At 28.0% G+C, this 18,300-nt stretch carries 18 protein-coding genes, 2 tRNA genes and 1 pseudogene; 10 read left to right on the top strand and 11 right to left on the bottom strand.

Features of this window, described 5'->3' with window-relative positions; genetic code table 11:
* Positions 1–5: 5 nt before the first annotated feature.
* From IGS63_RS03400 to fabF, 8 genes are all read right to left on the bottom strand, one after another.
* Complete coding sequence (locus IGS63_RS03400) at positions 6–446, bottom strand: OsmC family protein (RefSeq protein WP_190615613.1); 441 nt, start codon at positions 444–446, stop codon at positions 6–8.
* Between the two features lie 333 nt (positions 447–779).
* Complete coding sequence (locus tag IGS63_RS03395; RefSeq protein WP_190615612.1) at positions 780–1,637, bottom strand: DUF4382 domain-containing protein; 858 nt, start codon at positions 1,635–1,637, stop codon at positions 780–782.
* Between the two features lie 105 nt (positions 1,638–1,742).
* A complete protein-coding gene (fabD, locus tag IGS63_RS03390; RefSeq protein ID WP_190615611.1) occupies positions 1,743–2,621 on the bottom strand; it encodes an ACP S-malonyltransferase in 879 nt (292 codons plus the stop codon).
* A complete protein-coding gene (locus IGS63_RS03385; protein WP_190615610.1) occupies positions 2,621–3,541 on the bottom strand; it encodes a nitronate monooxygenase in 921 nt (306 codons plus the stop codon). The genes fabD and IGS63_RS03385 overlap by 1 nt, the downstream gene beginning before the upstream one ends.
* Entirely contained in the window at positions 3,522–4,409 is an 888-nt protein-coding gene (locus IGS63_RS03380; RefSeq protein WP_190615609.1) for a 3-oxoacyl-ACP synthase III family protein, read from the bottom strand. Before IGS63_RS03380 ends, IGS63_RS03385 begins: the two co-directional genes overlap by 20 nt.
* 12 nt (positions 4,410–4,421) lie before the next feature.
* Positions 4,422–4,838 carry a 3-hydroxyacyl-ACP dehydratase FabZ gene (gene fabZ, locus IGS63_RS03375; protein ID WP_190615608.1) on the bottom strand — a complete coding sequence of 139 codons (417 nt, stop codon included), beginning with the start codon at positions 4,836–4,838 and terminating at the stop codon, positions 4,422–4,424.
* 12 nt (positions 4,839–4,850) lie between these two features.
* Positions 4,851–5,693, bottom strand: a complete 843-nt coding sequence (locus tag IGS63_RS03370) for a DegV family protein (protein WP_190615607.1) — start codon at positions 5,691–5,693, stop codon at positions 4,851–4,853.
* Positions 5,693–6,928 carry a beta-ketoacyl-ACP synthase II gene (fabF, locus tag IGS63_RS03365; protein WP_190615606.1) on the bottom strand — a complete coding sequence of 412 codons (1,236 nt, stop codon included), beginning with the start codon at positions 6,926–6,928 and terminating at the stop codon, positions 5,693–5,695. Before fabF ends, IGS63_RS03370 begins: the two co-directional genes overlap by 1 nt.
* A gap of 175 nt (positions 6,929–7,103) precedes the next feature.
* Here fabF and IGS63_RS03360 point away from each other — a divergent pair, with 175 nt between their 5' ends.
* Positions 7,104–8,513 (top strand): basic amino acid/polyamine antiporter, encoded by a 1,410-nt coding sequence (locus IGS63_RS03360; RefSeq protein WP_190615605.1) that lies wholly within the window; start codon positions 7,104–7,106, stop codon positions 8,511–8,513.
* A 45-nt stretch (positions 8,514–8,558) separates the two neighbouring features.
* Here IGS63_RS03360 and IGS63_RS03355 read toward each other — a convergent pair whose 3' ends face one another.
* Positions 8,559–9,554 (bottom strand): Rpn family recombination-promoting nuclease/putative transposase, encoded by a 996-nt coding sequence (locus IGS63_RS03355; RefSeq protein ID WP_190615604.1) that lies wholly within the window; start codon positions 9,552–9,554, stop codon positions 8,559–8,561.
* Positions 9,555–9,721: 167 nt separating this feature from the next.
* On the opposite strand from IGS63_RS03355, the gene sufC reads away from it, so the two are divergent.
* The 7 genes and pseudogenes from sufC to IGS63_RS03320 all read left to right on the top strand — a co-directional run bounded on the left by sufC (position 9,722) and on the right by IGS63_RS03320 (position 15,800).
* On the top strand, positions 9,722–10,477 hold the full coding sequence (sufC, locus tag IGS63_RS03350) for a Fe-S cluster assembly ATPase SufC (protein ID WP_190615603.1): 756 nt from the start codon (positions 9,722–9,724) through the stop codon (positions 10,475–10,477).
* Positions 10,478–10,481: 4 nt separating this feature from the next.
* Positions 10,482–11,888: a Fe-S cluster assembly protein SufB gene (gene sufB / locus IGS63_RS03345; RefSeq protein WP_269777947.1), complete on the top strand. Its 1,407-nt coding sequence runs from the start codon at positions 10,482–10,484 to the stop codon at positions 11,886–11,888.
* A gap of 12 nt (positions 11,889–11,900) precedes the next feature.
* Positions 11,901–13,088 (top strand): Fe-S cluster assembly protein SufD, encoded by a 1,188-nt coding sequence (sufD, locus tag IGS63_RS03340; protein WP_190615602.1) that lies wholly within the window; start codon positions 11,901–11,903, stop codon positions 13,086–13,088.
* Positions 13,066–14,262, top strand: coding sequence for a SufS family cysteine desulfurase (locus IGS63_RS03335; RefSeq protein ID WP_190615601.1), 1,197 nt, complete (start codon positions 13,066–13,068; stop codon positions 14,260–14,262). The genes sufD and IGS63_RS03335 overlap by 23 nt, the downstream gene beginning before the upstream one ends.
* 4 nt (positions 14,263–14,266) lie before the next feature.
* The gene (sufU, locus tag IGS63_RS03330) at positions 14,267–14,701 is read left to right on the top strand and encodes a Fe-S cluster assembly sulfur transfer protein SufU (protein ID WP_190615600.1); all 435 of its coding nucleotides are present in this window, start codon (positions 14,267–14,269) and stop codon (positions 14,699–14,701) included.
* Positions 14,697–15,068 (top strand): annotated as a pseudogene (locus tag IGS63_RS03325) (CoA-binding protein). Before sufU ends, IGS63_RS03325 begins: the two are co-directional and overlap by 5 nt.
* A 147-nt stretch (positions 15,069–15,215) precedes the next feature.
* Positions 15,216–15,800, top strand: coding sequence for a hypothetical protein (locus IGS63_RS03320; protein ID WP_190615599.1), 585 nt, complete (start codon positions 15,216–15,218; stop codon positions 15,798–15,800).
* A gap of 31 nt (positions 15,801–15,831) precedes the next feature.
* Here IGS63_RS03320 and rpoD read toward each other — a convergent pair whose 3' ends face one another.
* Entirely contained in the window at positions 15,832–17,067 is a 1,236-nt protein-coding gene (gene rpoD, locus IGS63_RS03315) for an RNA polymerase sigma factor RpoD (protein WP_190615598.1), read from the bottom strand.
* Between the two features lie 184 nt (positions 17,068–17,251).
* Between rpoD and IGS63_RS03310 the strand changes: the two genes are divergently transcribed.
* Both IGS63_RS03310 and IGS63_RS03305 read left to right on the top strand, forming a co-directional pair.
* Positions 17,252–17,325 (top strand) — tRNA-Gln (locus tag IGS63_RS03310).
* A 39-nt stretch (positions 17,326–17,364) separates the two neighbouring features.
* Positions 17,365–17,439, top strand: a tRNA-Gly gene (locus IGS63_RS03305).
* A 22-nt stretch (positions 17,440–17,461) separates the two neighbouring features.
* Here the strand turns inward: IGS63_RS03305 and IGS63_RS03300 are convergent.
* Positions 17,462–18,241 (bottom strand): type I phosphomannose isomerase catalytic subunit, encoded by a 780-nt coding sequence (locus IGS63_RS03300; protein WP_190615597.1) that lies wholly within the window; start codon positions 18,239–18,241, stop codon positions 17,462–17,464.
* Positions 18,242–18,300: the final 59 nt, after the last annotated feature.

The following is an 18,300-nucleotide window of genomic DNA, read 5'->3' as shown; positions in this document are numbered from 1 at the left end:
TCGTTTTATTTTTTAATTATTGAAAGATTAATGGGAGTTGTATTTTGAATATTATCACTTACAGGACATCTTTTTTCAACAATATCAAGCCATTTATTTAATGTTTCATTGTCGGCATCAGTTTCAACATTTACTTTAATATTCATTTGTGAATATCCAGGTCTAACATTATTGGCTTTACCCATAAAACCTCTTGGATCTAATTCACCTTCTACTTCAAATTCAAGATTTTCAATTTTTATTCCCATTTCATTAGCAACCATATGACCAGTTACATTTAAACATCCAGCAAGTGCTGCTGCAAGATATTCAACAGGATTAGGTCCTTCATCGGTACCCCCCATATGTTCTGGTTCATCTATTATTAATTTGAAATCTCTTGATTCTATAACAGTTTTTGTATGACTTGCTCTTCTTGCTTTTATGCTAAATTTTGCTTTTCCCATTAAAAACACCTCCATTAGTTATACGTAGTATGGGTACAATTTAATTGTAGGCTTTAAAGGTGAAAATGTCAATTTCATGAGAGTAACATTAAATTAAGTATATATATCTATTGTTGCTATTAAAAAAAATATATTTCTATTTAACAACAACAATTACTCTATATTTCACAAAGTTTTGGGGTTAATTAGACTAATTTAGACTTGTTTAAGTAAGCAATATAAATGATTATAAATTTACATTTTTTATCAAATGAATGTTAAATTTCACTATCTTTTCATATAATTTTTTTACATAATAAAAAAGGTTGCTTTTGCAACCTTTTTGAATTAAAATTACCAAATAGAAACATTTTCAAGATTATTTATTGTAGTAGTTGGTACATTTGTGATTTGATTAGATTTAACTTCAATGTTTGAAATACCACCAAGAAGACTAAGAGTTCCATCGGTAGTAAATTTTGCAAAAACAAGATCATAAGTGCCTGCAGAAAGATAATGAAGTTCAAAAGTTCCATTATCTCTAAGTCTAGAGCTGTTTATTGCAGAAGAAAATTCAATATCTGAAGTGTTATAAGAGTTATTAGAATAAGCAAAAACTGTTGTATCAGTAGAAGCATCTGTTATTTGTCCTTTAATGACACCAGCTTGATTATTCACAATTAGTCTTATTGTTGGTTGAAGTTTGTATAAACCATTTCCTATTAAATTTAATGATTTTCGCACATCAAAGTCTGCTGTAATTTCAATTTGTCCATTTACTGGAATTGTAGCTCCTCCAGAAATTGTTGCTTTGTATCCAGTAGTATCACCAGAAGGAATAGATAATGTGGTTGTCGAATCATTTGAAAACTTAATAAAACTTTTATTAGTGTCTAAGAAAAATCTTATTTGGTTTATTTTTCCTGCTGGTAAATTAAAGTTCCCCATAATTTTTGCATCACCATTTGTGAATTCTAATAAGTTAAAAAGTTTTTCTTCTTTTAAATCGAGTTTTGTCCAACCAGTGTCTCCTGTACTCATTGAGTAACTAATACCTGTTACATCAATATAAACGCCTTTGATATTAGCTCCATCTATTGGAGAATCTGTAATACTTAATTTTACTGTTCCAGTATTAGATAAAAGGTTTGTACAACTGTAGAATATAAACAATGAAATAACTAATAAAAATATAAGATATATCTTTTTCATAGAAACACCTCCTTTTGAATTGATATATTAATATTGTATCTCTTTGAGATAAAAATAAAAAAATTTTCGATAAACATATAAAAAAAACCACTAAAGTGGTTTTTTTTATATGTTTATTAACTCTACACCTTTAACTATTCTTTTTATGAGACCAGTTAATACTTTTCCAGGGCCAGCTTCTATGAATTTATCAACTCCATTGTTGTTCATGTTTATAACTGAATCTACCCATCTAACTGGAGAAGTTATTTGCTTTATAATATTTTCTTTTATTATATTTGGATCATTTTCATATTTAGCAGTAACATTTTGAACTATTGGTATAGATGGTGTTTTAAATTCAACTTTATCAACTTCAATTTGTAATTTTTCAGCAGCATTTGATATTAATGGAGAGTGGAAAGGTCCACTAACTTTCAATTGAACTACTTTTTTTGCACCATTTTCTTTTAAAAAAGTCATAGCTTCTAAAACTTCTTTTGTTTCTCCACTTATTACAGTTTGTACAGAAGAATTGAAGTTTGCTGGAACAACATTTTCAAAACCTCTTAAAAGATCTTTTATTTTTTCTGGATTCATACCAAGAATTGCAGCCATTGTTCCTTGACCAGGAGGACAAGCTTGACTCATATATAGTCCTCTTAAATGTACTAATCTTACTGCATCTTCAAAGTTTAAAACTCCAGAAGCAACTAAAGCAGTCCATTCCCCAAGTGAATGACCAGCAACAACATCTGGTAAGATTTCTTTTTTTTCTATTAAGTATCTATGGTATATATAACCAATTGTAAGTAATGCTGGTTGAGCATTTTGTGTTAAAGTTAATTTTTCTAAATCATCTCCAAAAATTATACTTTCAAGATCATATTCCAAAGTATCATTTGCTTTTTTTAAATAAATTTTGTATTCTGGATTTTCTTTTAGAATTTCACTACCCATTCCAAGAGTTTGTGAACCTTGACCAGGAAAAACAAATGCTTTCATTATTTCACCTCCAGTTTTTCTTCTAATCCTTTATTCAATTCTATTATTATATTTTTAACAGGTTTTATTGATTCAATTAAACCACAAGATTGTCCTGCCATGAAAGAACCTTCTTCTTTATTTCCTTCTATGAAGGCTTTTCTTAAGCTTCCAACCATCATTTTTTCAGCTTCTTCAGGAGATGCCATTTCAAGTTCTTTTATTTTTTTTGCAAACTTTGTTTTGATTACTCTTGCAGGATGTCCTATTTTTGAACCAGTAACTACTGCATCTCTTATACCTGATTTTACAACTAAATCTTTATAAGTTTGATGTGCTTCACATTCTGGTGTTGCGATAAATCTCGTTCCCATTTGTATTCCTTCAGCACCAAGCATAAATGTTGCTGCTGCTGTTGTTGAATCTGCAATTCCACCAGCTGCAATTAGAGGTACTTTTAACATCTTTGCAAGTTTTGAAATTAATACTAAAGTAGAAACATCTCCGATGTGACCACCACATTCCATTCCTTCACCTATTATAGCATCTACACCGTTTCTTTCTAATCTTATTGCAAGATTTTCTGAGGCAACAACAGCCATTACTTTTATTCCATTTTCTTTTAATTTTTTAATATATTTTCCGGGATTTCCTGCTCCAAAAATTACTACAGGAACTTTTTCAGATAAAACTAATTTTATTAATTCTTCTACATATGGATTTAATAACATTATATTTACTGCAAAAGGTTTGTTTGTTTGACTTTTTACTATATCTATATGTTGTTTTAAAATTTCAGGAGTCATACTTCCTGATCCAATAGTACCTAATCCACCAGCATTTGAAACAGCAGCAGCTAAAGTACCTGTACCAACCCATGCCATTCCACCTTCAATTATAGGGTACTCTATATCAAGAAGTTCAGTTATTCGAGTCTTCATTAAAACACCTCCAAGTTATTCCACTGGCAGTCATTCCACCACCAACTGATACTAAAATATGATTTTTTAAAGAAAATGATTTGTTTCCATAGTACTTATAAAGTGCAAGTGGTATACTTGCCGCACCAGTGTTACCTGTTTCTTCTATATAGTTCAAAAATTTAACTCCTGAAAATTGTTTGGATACAGAGTTTAAAATTCTTCCATTTGCTTGATGTGGAACAATTAACTTTGTTTTTGAAGTTAAAAATTTTTTTATTATTTCATTCATATTCTTAACTGCAAATCTATATACAGTTTTTCCATTCATTTCAATTTTCTTATCTTTATTTACATTCAAAGCAGGATAAAGTGAATAATCATAATTAGTTTTATGTTCATAATCATAATTTTCTGTTTCAACAACCATTGCAATTGCTGCATCTGAAAAAAGAATGGCAGTATTTATATCATTTTTATCTGTAAGATCTGATAATTTTTCAGAGATGATTATTAAAACTCTTTTAGCCAATTTTTCTTTCATCATTATTTCTGCTGTATGTACTGCTGTTATAAAACCAACAAATCCATTTGAAATATCTATTCCATATTTTGCTGTTTTTATATTTAATGCTTTAAAAGCGCTAACATAATTTGGAACATAATGCGGACCAATAGATGAAGCAAATAAAACGGCATCTACACCATTTAAGTCTAAATTTTTAGAAGCTTTTATTCCCATATCTAATATTGAAGTATTTGATAAAAATCTTTTTTTTATATTTGTTCTTTTATATATCCATTCTGTAGAAACATTAAATCTCTCAGAAAGCATTTCATTTGTTAAGATATTTTCAGGAATATAAGCTCCAATTTGAAGAACTTTCATATTTTCACCTGCTTATTTTTTTATACCGACCATTATTTCTGCTTTTGTACAAACTTTTCCTTCACATTTTACAATTCCTTTTAATTTATATACTCCGGCTTTTTCAGCCATTACCTCTAATTCGTAAGTTATTGTATCTCCAGGTCTAACTTCTTTTTTAAATCTACATTTGTCAATACCTATAAATAAAGGAACAACATCTTCTTTTAAGTCTTTCATAAATAAGAGTCCAGCGGTTTGAGCTAAACCTTCTATTTGTAAAACTCCAGGCATTATTGGATATTTTGGGAAATGGCCTTGAAAAAAAGGTTCATTTATTGTTACATTTTTTAATGCTATTATTTTATTTTCTTCTATTGATAATACTTTATCTACAAGTAAAAAAGGGTATCTATGAGGTAAAATTTTCATAATTTCGTCTATATTCAATTAAACTTCCTCCTATTCAAAATGTGTTATTATACCTACAGAGTTTGGACCTAAGTGAGTTCCTATTATAATGTCTAAATAGCTTATATTTATTATATCTTCACTTATTTTTCGGGAGATTAGCATATCTTTTAAATCTCCAGCTAATTTTAGATTACCAGTATGAATTAAAGATATTTTTTTTAATTTACCAGAAAAATCAAAACTTCTTTCTATCATTTCATTAAAAAGATTTTTGTTTCCACGTAAACTTCTTACAGCACTCAATTCACCATTTTCAAGAGTTATTAATGGTTTTAAATTTAATAGGCTACCCATTAATGCTTTTGCTTTTCCAATTCTACCACCTTTATAAAGATAATTTAAGTCTCCAACACTAAAGAAAACTTTTGTTTTTTTATAAAAATTTTTTGCATATTCTATTATCTGTTTTGTTGAGTATTGATTTTTATCTATTATATTTTTAATTTCTATTGCTAAGTAACCTAATCCCCAGCTTGTTGTTTTTGAATCGATTACATGTATTTTTTCACTGTCAATAAGTTTTGCAGCCAATGTAGCAGAATTGTAGGTTCCACTCAATTTTGAGGATATATGTAACGATATTATTTCATCATATTTATTTATCATGTTTTTATAAATTGATTCAAAGTCTGCAACAGATGGTTGAGATGTGTGTGGAATATAAACTGATTTTTTTATTTCATCATAAAATTTTGTTTGGCAAACATCAGATGCCCGAACATATTTGTTATTTCTTATAACATATAAAGAAACACAGCCTATACCAAGTTCGTTTATTAATTTGTTTGGAATATTTGAAGTGTTATCTACTACTATTCCAATTCTTCCCATTAATTATCCTCCTTAACAAAGAGTATACTTGCATTATGTCCACCAAAGCCAAATGCATTTTTTAAAATTTTTTTAACTTTTCCGTTTTTTGTTTTTAAAGTTATATTTAAATCTTCAAATTTTCCATCTATATTTTGGATAGTTGGCATACCATGTATGAATTCTTCATTTGATTGAAGTATTACTGCTATTAATTCTATAGCTCCAGCAGCTCCAAGATTATGTCCTATGTGTCCTTTTGTTGACTGAACAAGTAATTTTTCTGTGTGAGAACCAAAGACTTGTTTTATTGCTTTTATTTCTGAAACATCACCAACAGGAGTACTTGTACCATGACAATTTATCATATCTATATCTTCAGGTTTAGCATTAGCAGTTTTTAAAGCCATTTCCATTGCCTTTACAGCACCAGCACCTTCTGGATCAGTTGCGCTTATATGATAACCATCACCACTTAGACCAAATCCATCTATATATCCATATATTTTTGCTCCACGTGCTTTTGCATGTTCTTCGGATTCTAAAATTAAAATTCCAGATCCTTCACCCATGACAAAACCATCTCTATCTTTATCAAAAGGTCTTGACGCAGTTTTAGGATCGTCATTTCTTGTTGAAAGTGCTTGCATATTTGCAAATGCAGCTATTGGCATAGGGCTTATTACTGCTTCTGAACCACCAGTTACAGCTACATTAATATATCCATGTTTTATTAACATTGCTGAATTTGCTATTGCATTTAATGATGAAGCACAAGCGCTTACTGTTGAAAAGTTAGGTCCTTTTAATTTGTGTTCTATTGCTACAGCACCAGAAACCATGTCTGGAATCATCATTGGAATCAAAAATGGGCTAACCATTTTTGCTCCTTTTTTTGAAAATTTTTCAAATTCCGAAAATAAAGTTTTAAATCCACCAATTCCAGAACCTATAATTACAGCTGTATTTTCTTTCCAATCATCATTTTTAAATTTTGCATCTTCAATAGCTTCTTTAGATGCAACTAATGCAAGTTGTAAAAATCTATCATATCTTTTTGCGACCTTTTTATCCATATAATTTTTTGGTTCAAAATTTTTTATTTCACTAGCAATTTTAACTTTGTGATCTGATGTATCAAATTGAGTTATCATGTCTATGCCAACAACATCATTTTTTAAACTCTCTGAAAATTCTTTTGTGTTTTTTGCTATTGAATTTATTGTTCCTATACCAGTTACTGCAACTCTATTCATATGAATCCTCCTTAATTTTTTTAAGTTTTGTATAATCAAAAATAATTAAGCAACATCGTGCCAAAAAATGAATTTTTATATTTTTATGTGAAAAATTTAATAAAAGTATTAGTAAAAGTAAAGTTAAATTAATATAATTACATTATCACACAAATCACATTTTGGAGGTGGAGTTATGAGTAACAATAAAGTTTTAGGATTATTTGCATTAATAACTCTTGTTATTGGTTCTATGATTGGTGCTGGAATTTTTAATTCGCCCGCAGATTTAGGAAGTGTGGCAAATCCAGGAGCAATATTTATTGGTTGGGCTATTACAGGATTTGGAGTTTTTTCGTTAGCCATGGTTTTTTATTTCTTGACTATGAAAAAACCAGAACTTGAAGGTGGAATTTACACATATGCACGTGAACAATTTGGAGAATTTATTGGATTTAATGCTGCTTGGGGATATTGGTGGGCAGCTTTATTAGCTAATATAGCTTTTTTTGCTGTGATAATGAAAATATTAAGTGGGTATTTTCCAATACTTGAAACAAATAAAATATATGCTTTTATATTTTCAAGTATAATATTGTGGATATATCATTTTTTAATAATTAGTGGTATAAAAACTGCAGGTATTACAAATGCTGTTTTAACAATATTAAAGCTAATACCCCTTTTTATAGTCGCAATATTTTCTTTATTTGCATTTAAACCAGATTTAGTAAAAGAATTTTTCTTTTCAACAACATTAGCTTCAACTGGAGAATATTCTTCAATATGGCATCAAATAAATAATAGTTTTGGAACAATGCTTTGGTCATTTGTTGGTATTGAAGGTGCAGTTGTTTTATCAAATAAAGCAAAATCTAAAAAAGATATTGGAAAGGCTACAATAATAGGATTTTTAATTACTTTATTTGTTTATGTTAGTGTATCAACTTTAACAATGGGAATAGTTCCTGTAAAAGAATTAGTAAGTTCAACTTCACCACTTGGAACAGTTTTAAAAGAATTAATAGGTCCTTTTGGAAAGTATTTATTAGATTTTGGATTTTTAATATCTGTTTTTGGAGCACTTTTAAGTTGGTTACTATTAACTTCTGAAATACCTTTTATTGCATCAAAAACAGATAATGTTTTTACTAAAAATTTTTCAAAACAAAATGAACATGCAACTCCTATATTTTCTTTAACAATAACAAATATTTTAACACAAATATTTTTATTGTTTTTAATGTCAAAAACATTGCAAGGTGTATATAATACAATTTTTTATATTTCTACTACAACATTACTATTACCTTATTTAACTTCTTCTATATTTGGAGCAAATGTTGCTTTTAAAGAAAAAAGTGGAATCTTTAAATTCTTTTCAATAGTTGCTATTATATACACAATTTGGGTAATTTATGCTGTTGGAATTGTTTATGTTTTGACGGCTATAGTTATTTATGCAACTGGGATTTTTATTTATCCTAAAGCCAAAAAAGAAAGAAATTTAAATTTAACTAAAAATGAAAAGTTATCTTATTTTATAATGGATTCAATAGCAGTTATTGTTATAATTATGGTTATATTTGGAAAGTTATCAGTTTAAAAAACAAGTGCACAATGTGCACTTGTTTTTATGCAAAATTTAATACTATTTAATTTTGTTTTTTAAGGTTTCAATTGTTAAATCAAAAATGTTAGATATTATTTCATCTAATTTTTCAATGGATAATGTATCTAATTTTGGTATTAAGTTATCCATTTTATTCCCAAATTTCTTTTTTAAAAGTTTTTTTGAAATTATTAATTTTTCTTGTTTTATGCCTTGCTCAATGCCTTTTCCAATACCTTGTTCAATACCTTGTTCAATACCTTGTTCAATACCTTGTTCAATACCTTGTTCAATACCCTTTTTTAACCCTTTTTGAAAACCTTTTTTCATTCCAACTTCTTCTGCATATAGTTGTTGATCTATCTTATCCATTAATTCCTTTTCTCTTGCTTCATATAATTCTTTTGCTATTCTATCTGAATTTATAAATTCTAATACAGTCATTGCTTTTTTAATTTCTTTATTCTTCATGGTTATCACCTCCATGTTTGTATTTTCTGGTTCTTTTAAGAACAATAACCATTCAATTAATTTATCATTTAAGTTTGCTTCTTCTGTTTCTATTTTTGGTAGTTCAACAAAATGTACTTCCATTACATCGGTTAATTCTGTATTTTCTTTTATGTCTTTTAATCTATATATGCTATGGTATTTTTTTGTTTTTAATAAATTAAAGTTTAAAATGTTTATTGTTATTGTTCTTTCTAAACTTATATAGCTCTTGCCTTTTTTTAATTGTTCTGTATACATTTTTCCCCAATAATATAAAGTTCTCTTTATCATATTTTTTTCATTTATTAATTGTACTTCAATATTTACATATGTTCCATTATCTAATTTTGCTTTTATATCCAATATGGATAACTTATCATTTATTGCAGTTTTTTCTGTGTATGGATTTAATATATCTAAACTCTCTATTTTTTTATTTTCTTCTTTTAATAAAGCATTTAAAAAATCTATTAATATGTCTTTGTTTTTTTCACTTCCAAATATTACTTTAAATGCAAAGTCTACTAATGGATTTATATTCATTTGTCCACCTCCCTTTTATACTCTTATTATATCATATTTATGTATAATTAAAAAAATATTTTCTTAATTTAAACTTAACTAAAAAAGTCGGTTTTAGTCTTGACTAAAACATGACAAAAATGGTAGTATTTAAATGTAAATAAGATAAAAAAAGGAGGAATTGTTTTATGAATACAATATTAGAGATAAAAAACTTAAAAGCAAAGACTGTAGATGATGGAACACTCATATTAAAAGGAGTTAATTTAAAAATAAATGAAGGTGAAATTCATGCTATAATGGGACCAAATGGTTCAGGAAAATCAACACTTTCAAATGTTATTATGGGAAGTCCAAAGTATGAAGTTGTTGAAGGAGATATTTTATTTAAAGGAAAATCTATATTAGGCTTGAGTACAGATCAAAGGGCAAAGTTAGGTTTGTTTATGTCTTTTCAATCCCCAGAATCTGTTGATGGAGTTAAGATGAGACAGTTTTTATTGAATTCTTATAGAAATATAAATACAGAAGACGAAATAACTGCTTTAAAATTAAATAAAAAAATATTAAATTTTTCTGACACTGTAAAGTTAAATAAAGACTTTTTAAATAGATATGTAAATACAGGTTTTTCGGGTGGAGAAAGAAAAAAGAGTGAAATACTTCAAATGGGTTTATTAAATCCAAGCCTTTCAATATTAGATGAAATTGATTCTGGTCTTGATGTTGATGCTTTAAAAATAGTTTCTGAATCTATAAATAAATTTAAAACAGAAAAAATGGGGATATTAATGATAACTCATTATCAAAGAATATTAAATTATGTAACACCAGATTTTGTTCACGTATATGCAAATGGTACGATAGTAAAAACTGGAGATGCAACATTAGCTAAAGAAGTTGAAGAAAATGGGTATGCATTTTTAGAAACTGTTGAGGAGTGATATTATGACAGATTTTAATATGGAAGAACTTTTAATAGATCAGAGTAGATTTGACTTTAGAAATCCTGAGGTTTATGCTTATAAATCATTGCCTGGATTGAATAAAAAAATAATAGAAGAAATGACATTTCAAAAAGAACAGCCAAAATGGTTGTTGGAAAAAAGACTAAAAGCATTAGAAATTTTTAAAACTATAAAAGATCCAAATTTTGGTGTAGATGTTTCTGGACTTGATTTAAATAAAATAATTGCTTATATAAAGCCTAAAGGAAAAAAGAGTAATACTTGGGAAGAAGTTCCAGATGAAATAAAAGATACTTTTGAAAAATTAGGGATTCCAGAAGCAGAAAGAAAAGCATTGGCTGGAGTTGGAGCTCAATATGATTCAGAAGTTGTTTATCAACACGTTCAAGATGATCTTAAAAAACTTGGAGTTATTTTTATGGATATGGAAAGTGCAGTAAAAAAGTATCCTGATTTAGTTAAACAGTATTTTATGAAGGCTGTTCCACCAACAGATCATAAATATGCTGCTTTACATGGTGCAATTTGGAGTGGTGGAACATTTTTATATGTTCCTAAGGGTGTAAAAGTACCATTACCTCTACAAGCTTACTTTAGAATGAATAATCCTGGAATGGGACAACTTGAACACACTATAATAGTTGCAGATGAAGGAGCAGAAGTTTCATTTATAGAGGGTTGTTCTGCACCTTTTTATAATACAACAAATATACATGCTGGAATGGTTGAAATATATGTTAGACGTGGAGCAAGAGTTAAGTATGTAACTATACAAAACTGGAGTAAAAATACATATAATTTGAATACTAAAAGAGCCATGGTTGAAGAAGATGGAATAATGGAATGGGTTTCAGGATCTTTGGGAAGTTATAAAACAATGATATATCCTTCATCAATTTTAATTGGTAGGGGAGCTAAAACAGAAATAAAAGCTATAACTTATGCTGGTGCAAATCAACATATGGATGCTGGATCAAAAGTTTTAATGCTTGCTCCTCATACAAGTGCAACTGTTGATGCAAGAAGTATTTCAGTTGCAGGTGGATGGTCTTTTTATAGAGGGTGGTTAAAAGTAAATGAAAAAGCAAGAGGGGCTAAAGCTTCCGTTGAATGTCAAGCTTTGATGCTTGATAACGAATCTAAGAGTGATACAGTTCCTTTAATAGAGGTTTATAATGATGATGCGGATGTTGGACATGAAGCTAAAATAGGAAGAATAAAACAAGAACAAATATACTATTTAATGACAAGAGGTTTATCAGAGGCAGAAGCAAAGGCAATGGTTGTTAGAGGCTTTGTTGAACCATTTTCTAAAGAACTTCCTATTGAGTATGCAATAGAATTGAATAGACTTCTTAATTTAGAAGTAGAATCTTCAATAGGATGAGGAGTTGATAATATGAAAACAATATTTGAAAAACCAATAAATATGGTACACAAAAATTTTAAAGGTATAGAACCTGAACCAAAACAAATAAAATCTGAAAATGATTATAATGAAACTGAACTACAAATGGCAATAGAATATACTGAAAATGAAGATATGAAAAAGTATAGAAAAATAAAATTTGAAGCATATAAAAAATGGGACTTTCCAATATGGAAAAGAGCAAGGTTAAAAGGTTATGATCCTTTAAAATACACACCATGTAAGTCTCAAATTGATAATATAGATGAAGAAGGCCTTGAAATTTTAAGTAAGTATGGATTTGAAGGAGCACATAGAAAATATCTTTTAATGGCTGAAACATTTTATAATACTGGTTATTATATTAAAACTAATGAAAATGAAATAGCTGAAACAAAAGTAATACAATACAATACAGAAACATCTGTTTATGAAAATACAGTATTTAATATAAAAAAGAATTCAAAACTTACAGTAGTTAGGGTTTTTAAAACAAAAAGTGATATCTTTAGAACAACAGCTTTAAAAGGTAGACTTGAAGAAAATTCAGAATTGACAATAATAAATGTAAATATCTTAAATGATGAAAATATAAGTATTGATAATGCAATGTTTGATATCGGAAAAAATGCAAAGATAAAAGTTTTTGATTTGAATATTGGCGGAAAATTAGCTGTTCCTCATTATATATTTAGATTATCTGAAAAAAATGGTCAAGCTGAAATGAAGCCTTATTTTCTAGGAAATAATGAAACAATAATAGATATGCTTTACTTGATGAAATTTTATGCACCAGATACTATTGGTAAAATATATGGAAAAGGTGCACTAAAAGATAAATCAAAGGTTATTTTTAGAGGTTTTTTAGATTTAAAAAAAGGAGCAAAAGAAGCAACTGCAGATGAATCAGAATATACTCTTTTACTTTCACCAAAAGCAAAAGCAGAAGCAATACCAAGTCTTTTAGTAGATGAAAATGAAGTAAATGCTGCTCATGCTGCAAGTGTTGGAACAATCGAAGAAGATAAATTATATTATTTAATGACGCGTGGTTTTTCAAAAGATGAAGCAAAAAAATTAATATCTTTTGGTATATTTGAACCAGTAATAGAAGAAATAGAAAAGTATCATCCTTCAACGGCAGAGGTGATTACAAATGTTATTAAAAGTAAGATCTGATTTTGATTCTTTATCAAAAAAAGTAAATGGAAAAGATTTAATATACTTTGATAGTGCAGCAACGACTCTAAAACCAAATAGAGTCGTTGAGGCAATTGAAGATTATTATAAAAATCACAATTCTAATGTTCATAGATCTCCACATACACTTGCAGGAGAAGCTACAACTATGTATGAAGATGCAAGAGATGCAGTTGCAAACTTTATAAATGCAAAAAGAGAAGAAGTAATATTTACAAAAGGAACAACAGAATCCTTAAATTCTCTTGCTTATTCTCTTTCTAAAGATTTAAATGGAGAAGTATTAATAAGCACATTAGAACATCATGCAAACTTTGTTCCTTGGCAGCAATTATTTGATAATGTTATATATTATGATGCTGAGAATGGAGTTTTTAATGAAGAAAAATATTTAAAATTAGTAAATAAAAATACTTCATTAATTTCTATAACGGGTCAATCAAATGTTACTGGACAAGAAATAAATATAAAAAATTTAGTACTTAAAATAAGAAAAATAAACAAAGATGTTATAATTGTATTAGATGGAGCTCAACTAATTCCACATTCAAAAATAGATGTAAAAGAACTCGATATTGACTTTTTAGCCTTTTCAGGACATAAAATGTTAGGTCCAATGGGAATAGGAGTTTTGTATGGTAAAAAATATATTTTAGAAAAAATGAAGCCTTTTTTATATGGTGGAGAAATGATAGATCAGGTTTCAATAGAAAAAACAACCTTTAATGTTTTACCTTATAAGTTTGAAGCAGGAACGCCAAATGTTGGTGGAGCAATAGGGTTAGCAGAAGCAATAAAATATTTAGAAAGTTTAAATGTGAATGAAGTATATAGTCATATAAAAGAGTTAACATCTTATGCAATAAAAAAATTATCTGAACTTGATTTTTTAGATGTTTATGGAACAAAAGATACAAATCATAACTCATTGATATCTTTTAATGTGAAAAATGTACACCCACATGATGTTGCAAACTTGTTGAATGATCTTTATGGAATAGCAATAAGAAGTGGACACCATTGTGCACAACCGTTAATGAAAAATTTAAACGTACATTCTACTTGTAGAGCAAGTTTTTATATATACAATACATTGGAAGAAATAGATGTTTTGATAGAGGGCTTGAAAAAAGTAAATAAAATTTTGGGGTGATACTATGTCTATTGAAGATTTATATACAGATATAATCTTAGATTATGCAAAAAATAAAAAATTTAAAAAAGAAATAAAAAATGCTTGGCATGAACATGGTAAAAACTTATCTTGTGGTGATGAATTAGAACTGTATGTAAAATTAGAAGATGGTGTAATAAAAGATGCATCTTACACAGGTCATGGTTGTATAGTAAGTCAAGCTTCTGCATCCATAATGTGTGAAAGTATAAAAGGGAAAAAACTTTCAGAAGCAAAAAAAATAGTACAAAATGTTTTAAATATGGCACAAGGAAATGAATACAATGAAGAAGTTGTTGGAGATATAGAAATATTTGAAGATATTTCTAATTATCCAATGAGAGTAAAATGTTTTACTTTATCGTGGCATACATTTGATACAGTTTTAAAAAATGCGGAGGTGAAAAAAGATGATTAATTTAACAAATATAAAAAAAATAGCACTTATTGGTGCTTCAAATAATGAAGAAAAATATGGATATAAGATAATGAAAAATCTAATAAAAAAAGGATTTGAAATGTATCCAGTAAATCCAAAAGATGAAGAAGTTGTAGGAGTTAAAGCTTATAAAAAAATCTCTGATTTACCTAAAGATGTTCAACTCATTGTTTTTGTTGTTCCAGCAAAAATTGGTATAAACTCTGCAAAAGAAGCCTATGAAAGTGGTTTTAAAAAATTATGATTCCAACCAGGAGCTGAATCAGAAGAGATAAAAAAATACGTTGAATCTATAGATGTTGAATATTCTTTTATAGATTGTATAATGGTTGAAACTAATATATAAAGATCAATACTTTAAATTCAAGTAAATGTAGAATTATATTGTTACTATATTGTAATTCGTATTTATTGAATAGGTTACAATACACTTTTCATTAGATTATATTAATGGTAAAATTTGGGTGTAATAAAAAATTTGGAGGTGATTTTTATGAAGAAAGTTATTTTAGTAGTATTTGCTTTGGCAATGGCAATTGGTATTTTTGCTGCAGATCCAATAAATTTTAACTATAACGGAAATGATTGGGTATCTAATGGTAATGTAGATAAAACAGCAAATGTAAGTATCAGCGTTTATCAATGGATTTATGCAAATGTTCAAGGAAATAGTCTTACAATTACAAAACCAGGAGAATTAAAAGATCAAAAAATTGTAGATTTTGTAGTTGCATCAAATGACGAAGTTGTTATGAACATAGATACAAACATTGATGATATTGAAGGATTAGATATAACAAGACTTCAATTTTGGCACAAAAATGTTCAAACAGGTAATGTTTATACAAAAGATTATGGAAAAACAATAGATAGAATAGTTTATAAACCAAGAATTATAGATAATGGTGATGGAACATATAAATTTGATGAATTTGCATTAAACGCTGATTTTGATGTTGCTTTAACTTTAAAAGCAGCTGGTGGAAACAAAAATCCAAATGCAGATGATTCTGTATCTACACAAGATCCATACATTTTAAATGTTAATTTCCATTTTGAACCAACAACAACATTTTAAATAATAAAAAAAACGGCTTATGCCGTTTTTTTTATCCATCAACAATATCTTTTAATTGAGAACTTCTACTTGGATGTCTTAACTTTCTTAAAGCTTTAGTTTCAATTTGTCTTATTCTTTCTCGAGTTACATTAAAAAATTGTCCAACTTCTTCAAGAGTTTTTTGTTTTCCGTCTAAAAATCCATATCTCATCTTTAATACTAAAGCTTCTTTAGGATGAAGTGTATCCAATATTTCTTCTAATTTTTCTTTTAATATCATTTGTTGTGCAACCTCTTCAGGGGTTAAATCTTCAGAGCCAACAAAATCTCCAGTTTCTGATTCATCATCATCGCCATTTCCACTTGAAATAGGGGAATTTAAAGATATTATATCTTTTGCACTTATTAAAATTTCATTTATTTTTTCTACACTTTTATCCATTAAAACACTTAGTTCTTCATTACTTGGATATTCACCATTTTTTTGAAGATATTCTCTTATTAATTTATTCATTCTATTTATAGTTTCAACCATGTGAACAGGTATTCTTATAGTTCTTGCTTGGTCGGCAATTGCTCTTGTTATTGCTTGCCTTATCCACCAAGTTGCATAAGTAGAAAACTTGAACCCTTTTCTCCAGTCAAATTTTTTAACTGCTTTTATTAAACCAATATTTCCTTCTTGAATTAAATCTAAAAAAGATAAGCCACGTCCAGTATATCTTTTTGCTATACTTATAACAAGCCTTAAGTTTGCCTTTATTAATTCATCTCTTGCGTGTTTATCACCTTTTTGTGCTCTTCTTGCAAGCTGCCTTTCGCGTGCTGTTGAAAGTAGATTAACCTTACTTATTTCCTTTAAATAAATTTTTATAGGATCTCCCAGAGAGATATTATCATACATTTTTAATTCAACATTTTCTAAAATTTTTAATTCTTCATCTTCTTCAGTATTTTCAATTTCTTCGTCTTCAGGAACATTTATATCTTCTACAATGGATATACCGCTTTTTTCTAATTCAAAGTATATTTTTTCAATAAATTCACTACTAATTTCATCAGCAAAATTTGCTGGAATTGTTTCATCTATGTCGGAATAAGTTAAAATATTTTTATTTTTTTTTGCTTTTGTTTTTAAAGACTTTATTATTTTATTTATATCTTTAATTTTTTTGTTTTTTTTATGAACTTTAATGACCATTTCTCCATCTGATTCTTCCAATTGTTCGAGATTAATTTGTTGAAGTTCACTCATTATTTTCTTTTCATCGATTTTTTTCCCCATAAAACATCCCCTTCCTTTTCCCGATAATTTATTACTCATAATTTAGACACTTTAAATGTTAAATTTGTTCAATTTTTTCATAAAATATATTTAAAGTAAAAAAAATAAAATAAAATTGAAAAGCTTGAATTATTGACAAATTATTGACACTTTTTTCTTTTTGTGTTATAATCAAATACGTTATTGGGGGATCGTCTAACGGCAGGACATCGGACTCTGACTCCGAGAGTGGAGGTTCGAAACCTCCTCCCCCAGCCACTTAACCGTTCCACCAAATGGAGCGGTTTTAATTTATCTGCGGATGTAGCTCAGTGGTAGAGCACCTGCTTCCCAAGCAGGGGGGCGCGGGTTCGAACCCCGTCTTCCGCTCCAAAAATAAAGTGGATTACCCACTTTATTTTTTTACTTCAAACCATTGACCTGTGAATTTATGTTTAATATTCTCAGGTAAAACAAGTGTTGTGAAATCTTTTAAACTAACATATACTCCAAAACCTTCTTTTTCAACATTTTCAATTATATTAAAATTAAAGTATTTACTTTCAAAACCATTTGACTTTCTTGAAATTGAATAATTGCTTTCAACATTTTCTAAAACTTTTATTGCTTTATCAATATGTATTTCTCTTTTTCTTCCCCAATCGTACAATCTATAAGTAATGTTAGAGCTCTGTTGAACTTCAAGAATCATACTATTTGGCCCGAGTGTATGAATTGTTCCAGCGGGAATAAAAGCAATATCATTTTTATTCATTTCATACTCTTTTAAATTCCAATCATTATTTTTTAAACTATCAATTATTTTTTTGTTTTCATTAGAAATCTTTAATCTTCCATTGTCTTTTAAAAAAAACCAAGCTTCTGTTTTTCCATTTTCTTCATTTTCCAATTTTTTTGCCATAGTATCATTTGGATGCAATTGTACAGACAACCATTTTGATGTATATATTAATTTTATTAATAATTTAAAGTTTGGAAATATTTCACTAGCCTTACCATAAACTTCTTTTGAATTTAACCCACTTAAAATACTTTCATTTTTTTTATAAGGTGAATAAAGCCAGATTTCACCAAGTGGAGTTTCGGAGTTGTAATTAAATAGATTATTTAATTCATTATTTCCCCAGACTTTTTCAGAAAGTATAGGTTTAGTTATTAATACCTCATTTATCAATAAATTCACCACCTTTTACATTATATTTTACCATAAATATGATAAAATATATAAGTATG

Source organism: Tepiditoga spiralis, from assembly GCF_014701195.1.
Taxonomy (GTDB): domain Bacteria; phylum Thermotogota; class Thermotogae; order Petrotogales; family Petrotogaceae; genus Tepiditoga; species Tepiditoga spiralis.
The sequence above is the reverse complement of the archived record's forward strand: the minus strand, read 5'-3'. Positions and strand labels throughout refer to the sequence as shown.

Bases quoted from the DNA above. Each gene is read 5' to 3' on its own strand.
- IGS63_RS03400 (WP_190615613.1), bottom strand. From the start codon at position 446: ATGGGAAAAGCAAAATTTAGCATAAAAGCAAGAAGAGCAAGTCATACA.
- IGS63_RS03395 (WP_190615612.1), bottom strand. From the start codon at position 1,637: ATGAAAAAGATATATCTTATATTTTTATTAGTTATTTCATTGTTTATA.
- fabD (WP_190615611.1), bottom strand. From the start codon at position 2,621: ATGAAAGCATTTGTTTTTCCTGGTCAAGGTTCACAAACTCTTGGAATG.
- IGS63_RS03385 (WP_190615610.1), bottom strand. From the start codon at position 3,541: ATGAAGACTCGAATAACTGAACTTCTTGATATAGAGTACCCTATAATT.
- IGS63_RS03380 (WP_190615609.1), bottom strand. From the start codon at position 4,409: ATGAAAGTTCTTCAAATTGGAGCTTATATTCCTGAAAATATCTTAACA.
- IGS63_RS03370 (WP_190615607.1), bottom strand. From the start codon at position 5,693: ATGGGAAGAATTGGAATAGTAGTAGATAACACTTCAAATATTCCAAAC.
- fabF (WP_190615606.1), bottom strand. From the start codon at position 6,928: ATGAATAGAGTTGCAGTAACTGGTATAGGAACAATAAATTCAATAGCA.
- IGS63_RS03360 (WP_190615605.1), top strand. From the start codon at position 7,104: ATGAGTAACAATAAAGTTTTAGGATTATTTGCATTAATAACTCTTGTT.
- IGS63_RS03355 (WP_190615604.1), bottom strand. From the start codon at position 9,554: ATGAATATAAATCCATTAGTAGACTTTGCATTTAAAGTAATATTTGGA.
- sufC (WP_190615603.1), top strand. From the start codon at position 9,722: ATGAATACAATATTAGAGATAAAAAACTTAAAAGCAAAGACTGTAGAT.
- sufB (WP_269777947.1), top strand. From the start codon at position 10,482: ATGACAGATTTTAATATGGAAGAACTTTTAATAGATCAGAGTAGATTT.
- sufD (WP_190615602.1), top strand. From the start codon at position 11,901: ATGAAAACAATATTTGAAAAACCAATAAATATGGTACACAAAAATTTT.
- IGS63_RS03335 (WP_190615601.1), top strand. From the start codon at position 13,066: ATGTTATTAAAAGTAAGATCTGATTTTGATTCTTTATCAAAAAAAGTA.
- sufU (WP_190615600.1), top strand. From the start codon at position 14,267: ATGTCTATTGAAGATTTATATACAGATATAATCTTAGATTATGCAAAA.
- IGS63_RS03320 (WP_190615599.1), top strand. From the start codon at position 15,216: ATGAAGAAAGTTATTTTAGTAGTATTTGCTTTGGCAATGGCAATTGGT.
- rpoD (WP_190615598.1), bottom strand. From the start codon at position 17,067: ATGGGGAAAAAAATCGATGAAAAGAAAATAATGAGTGAACTTCAACAA.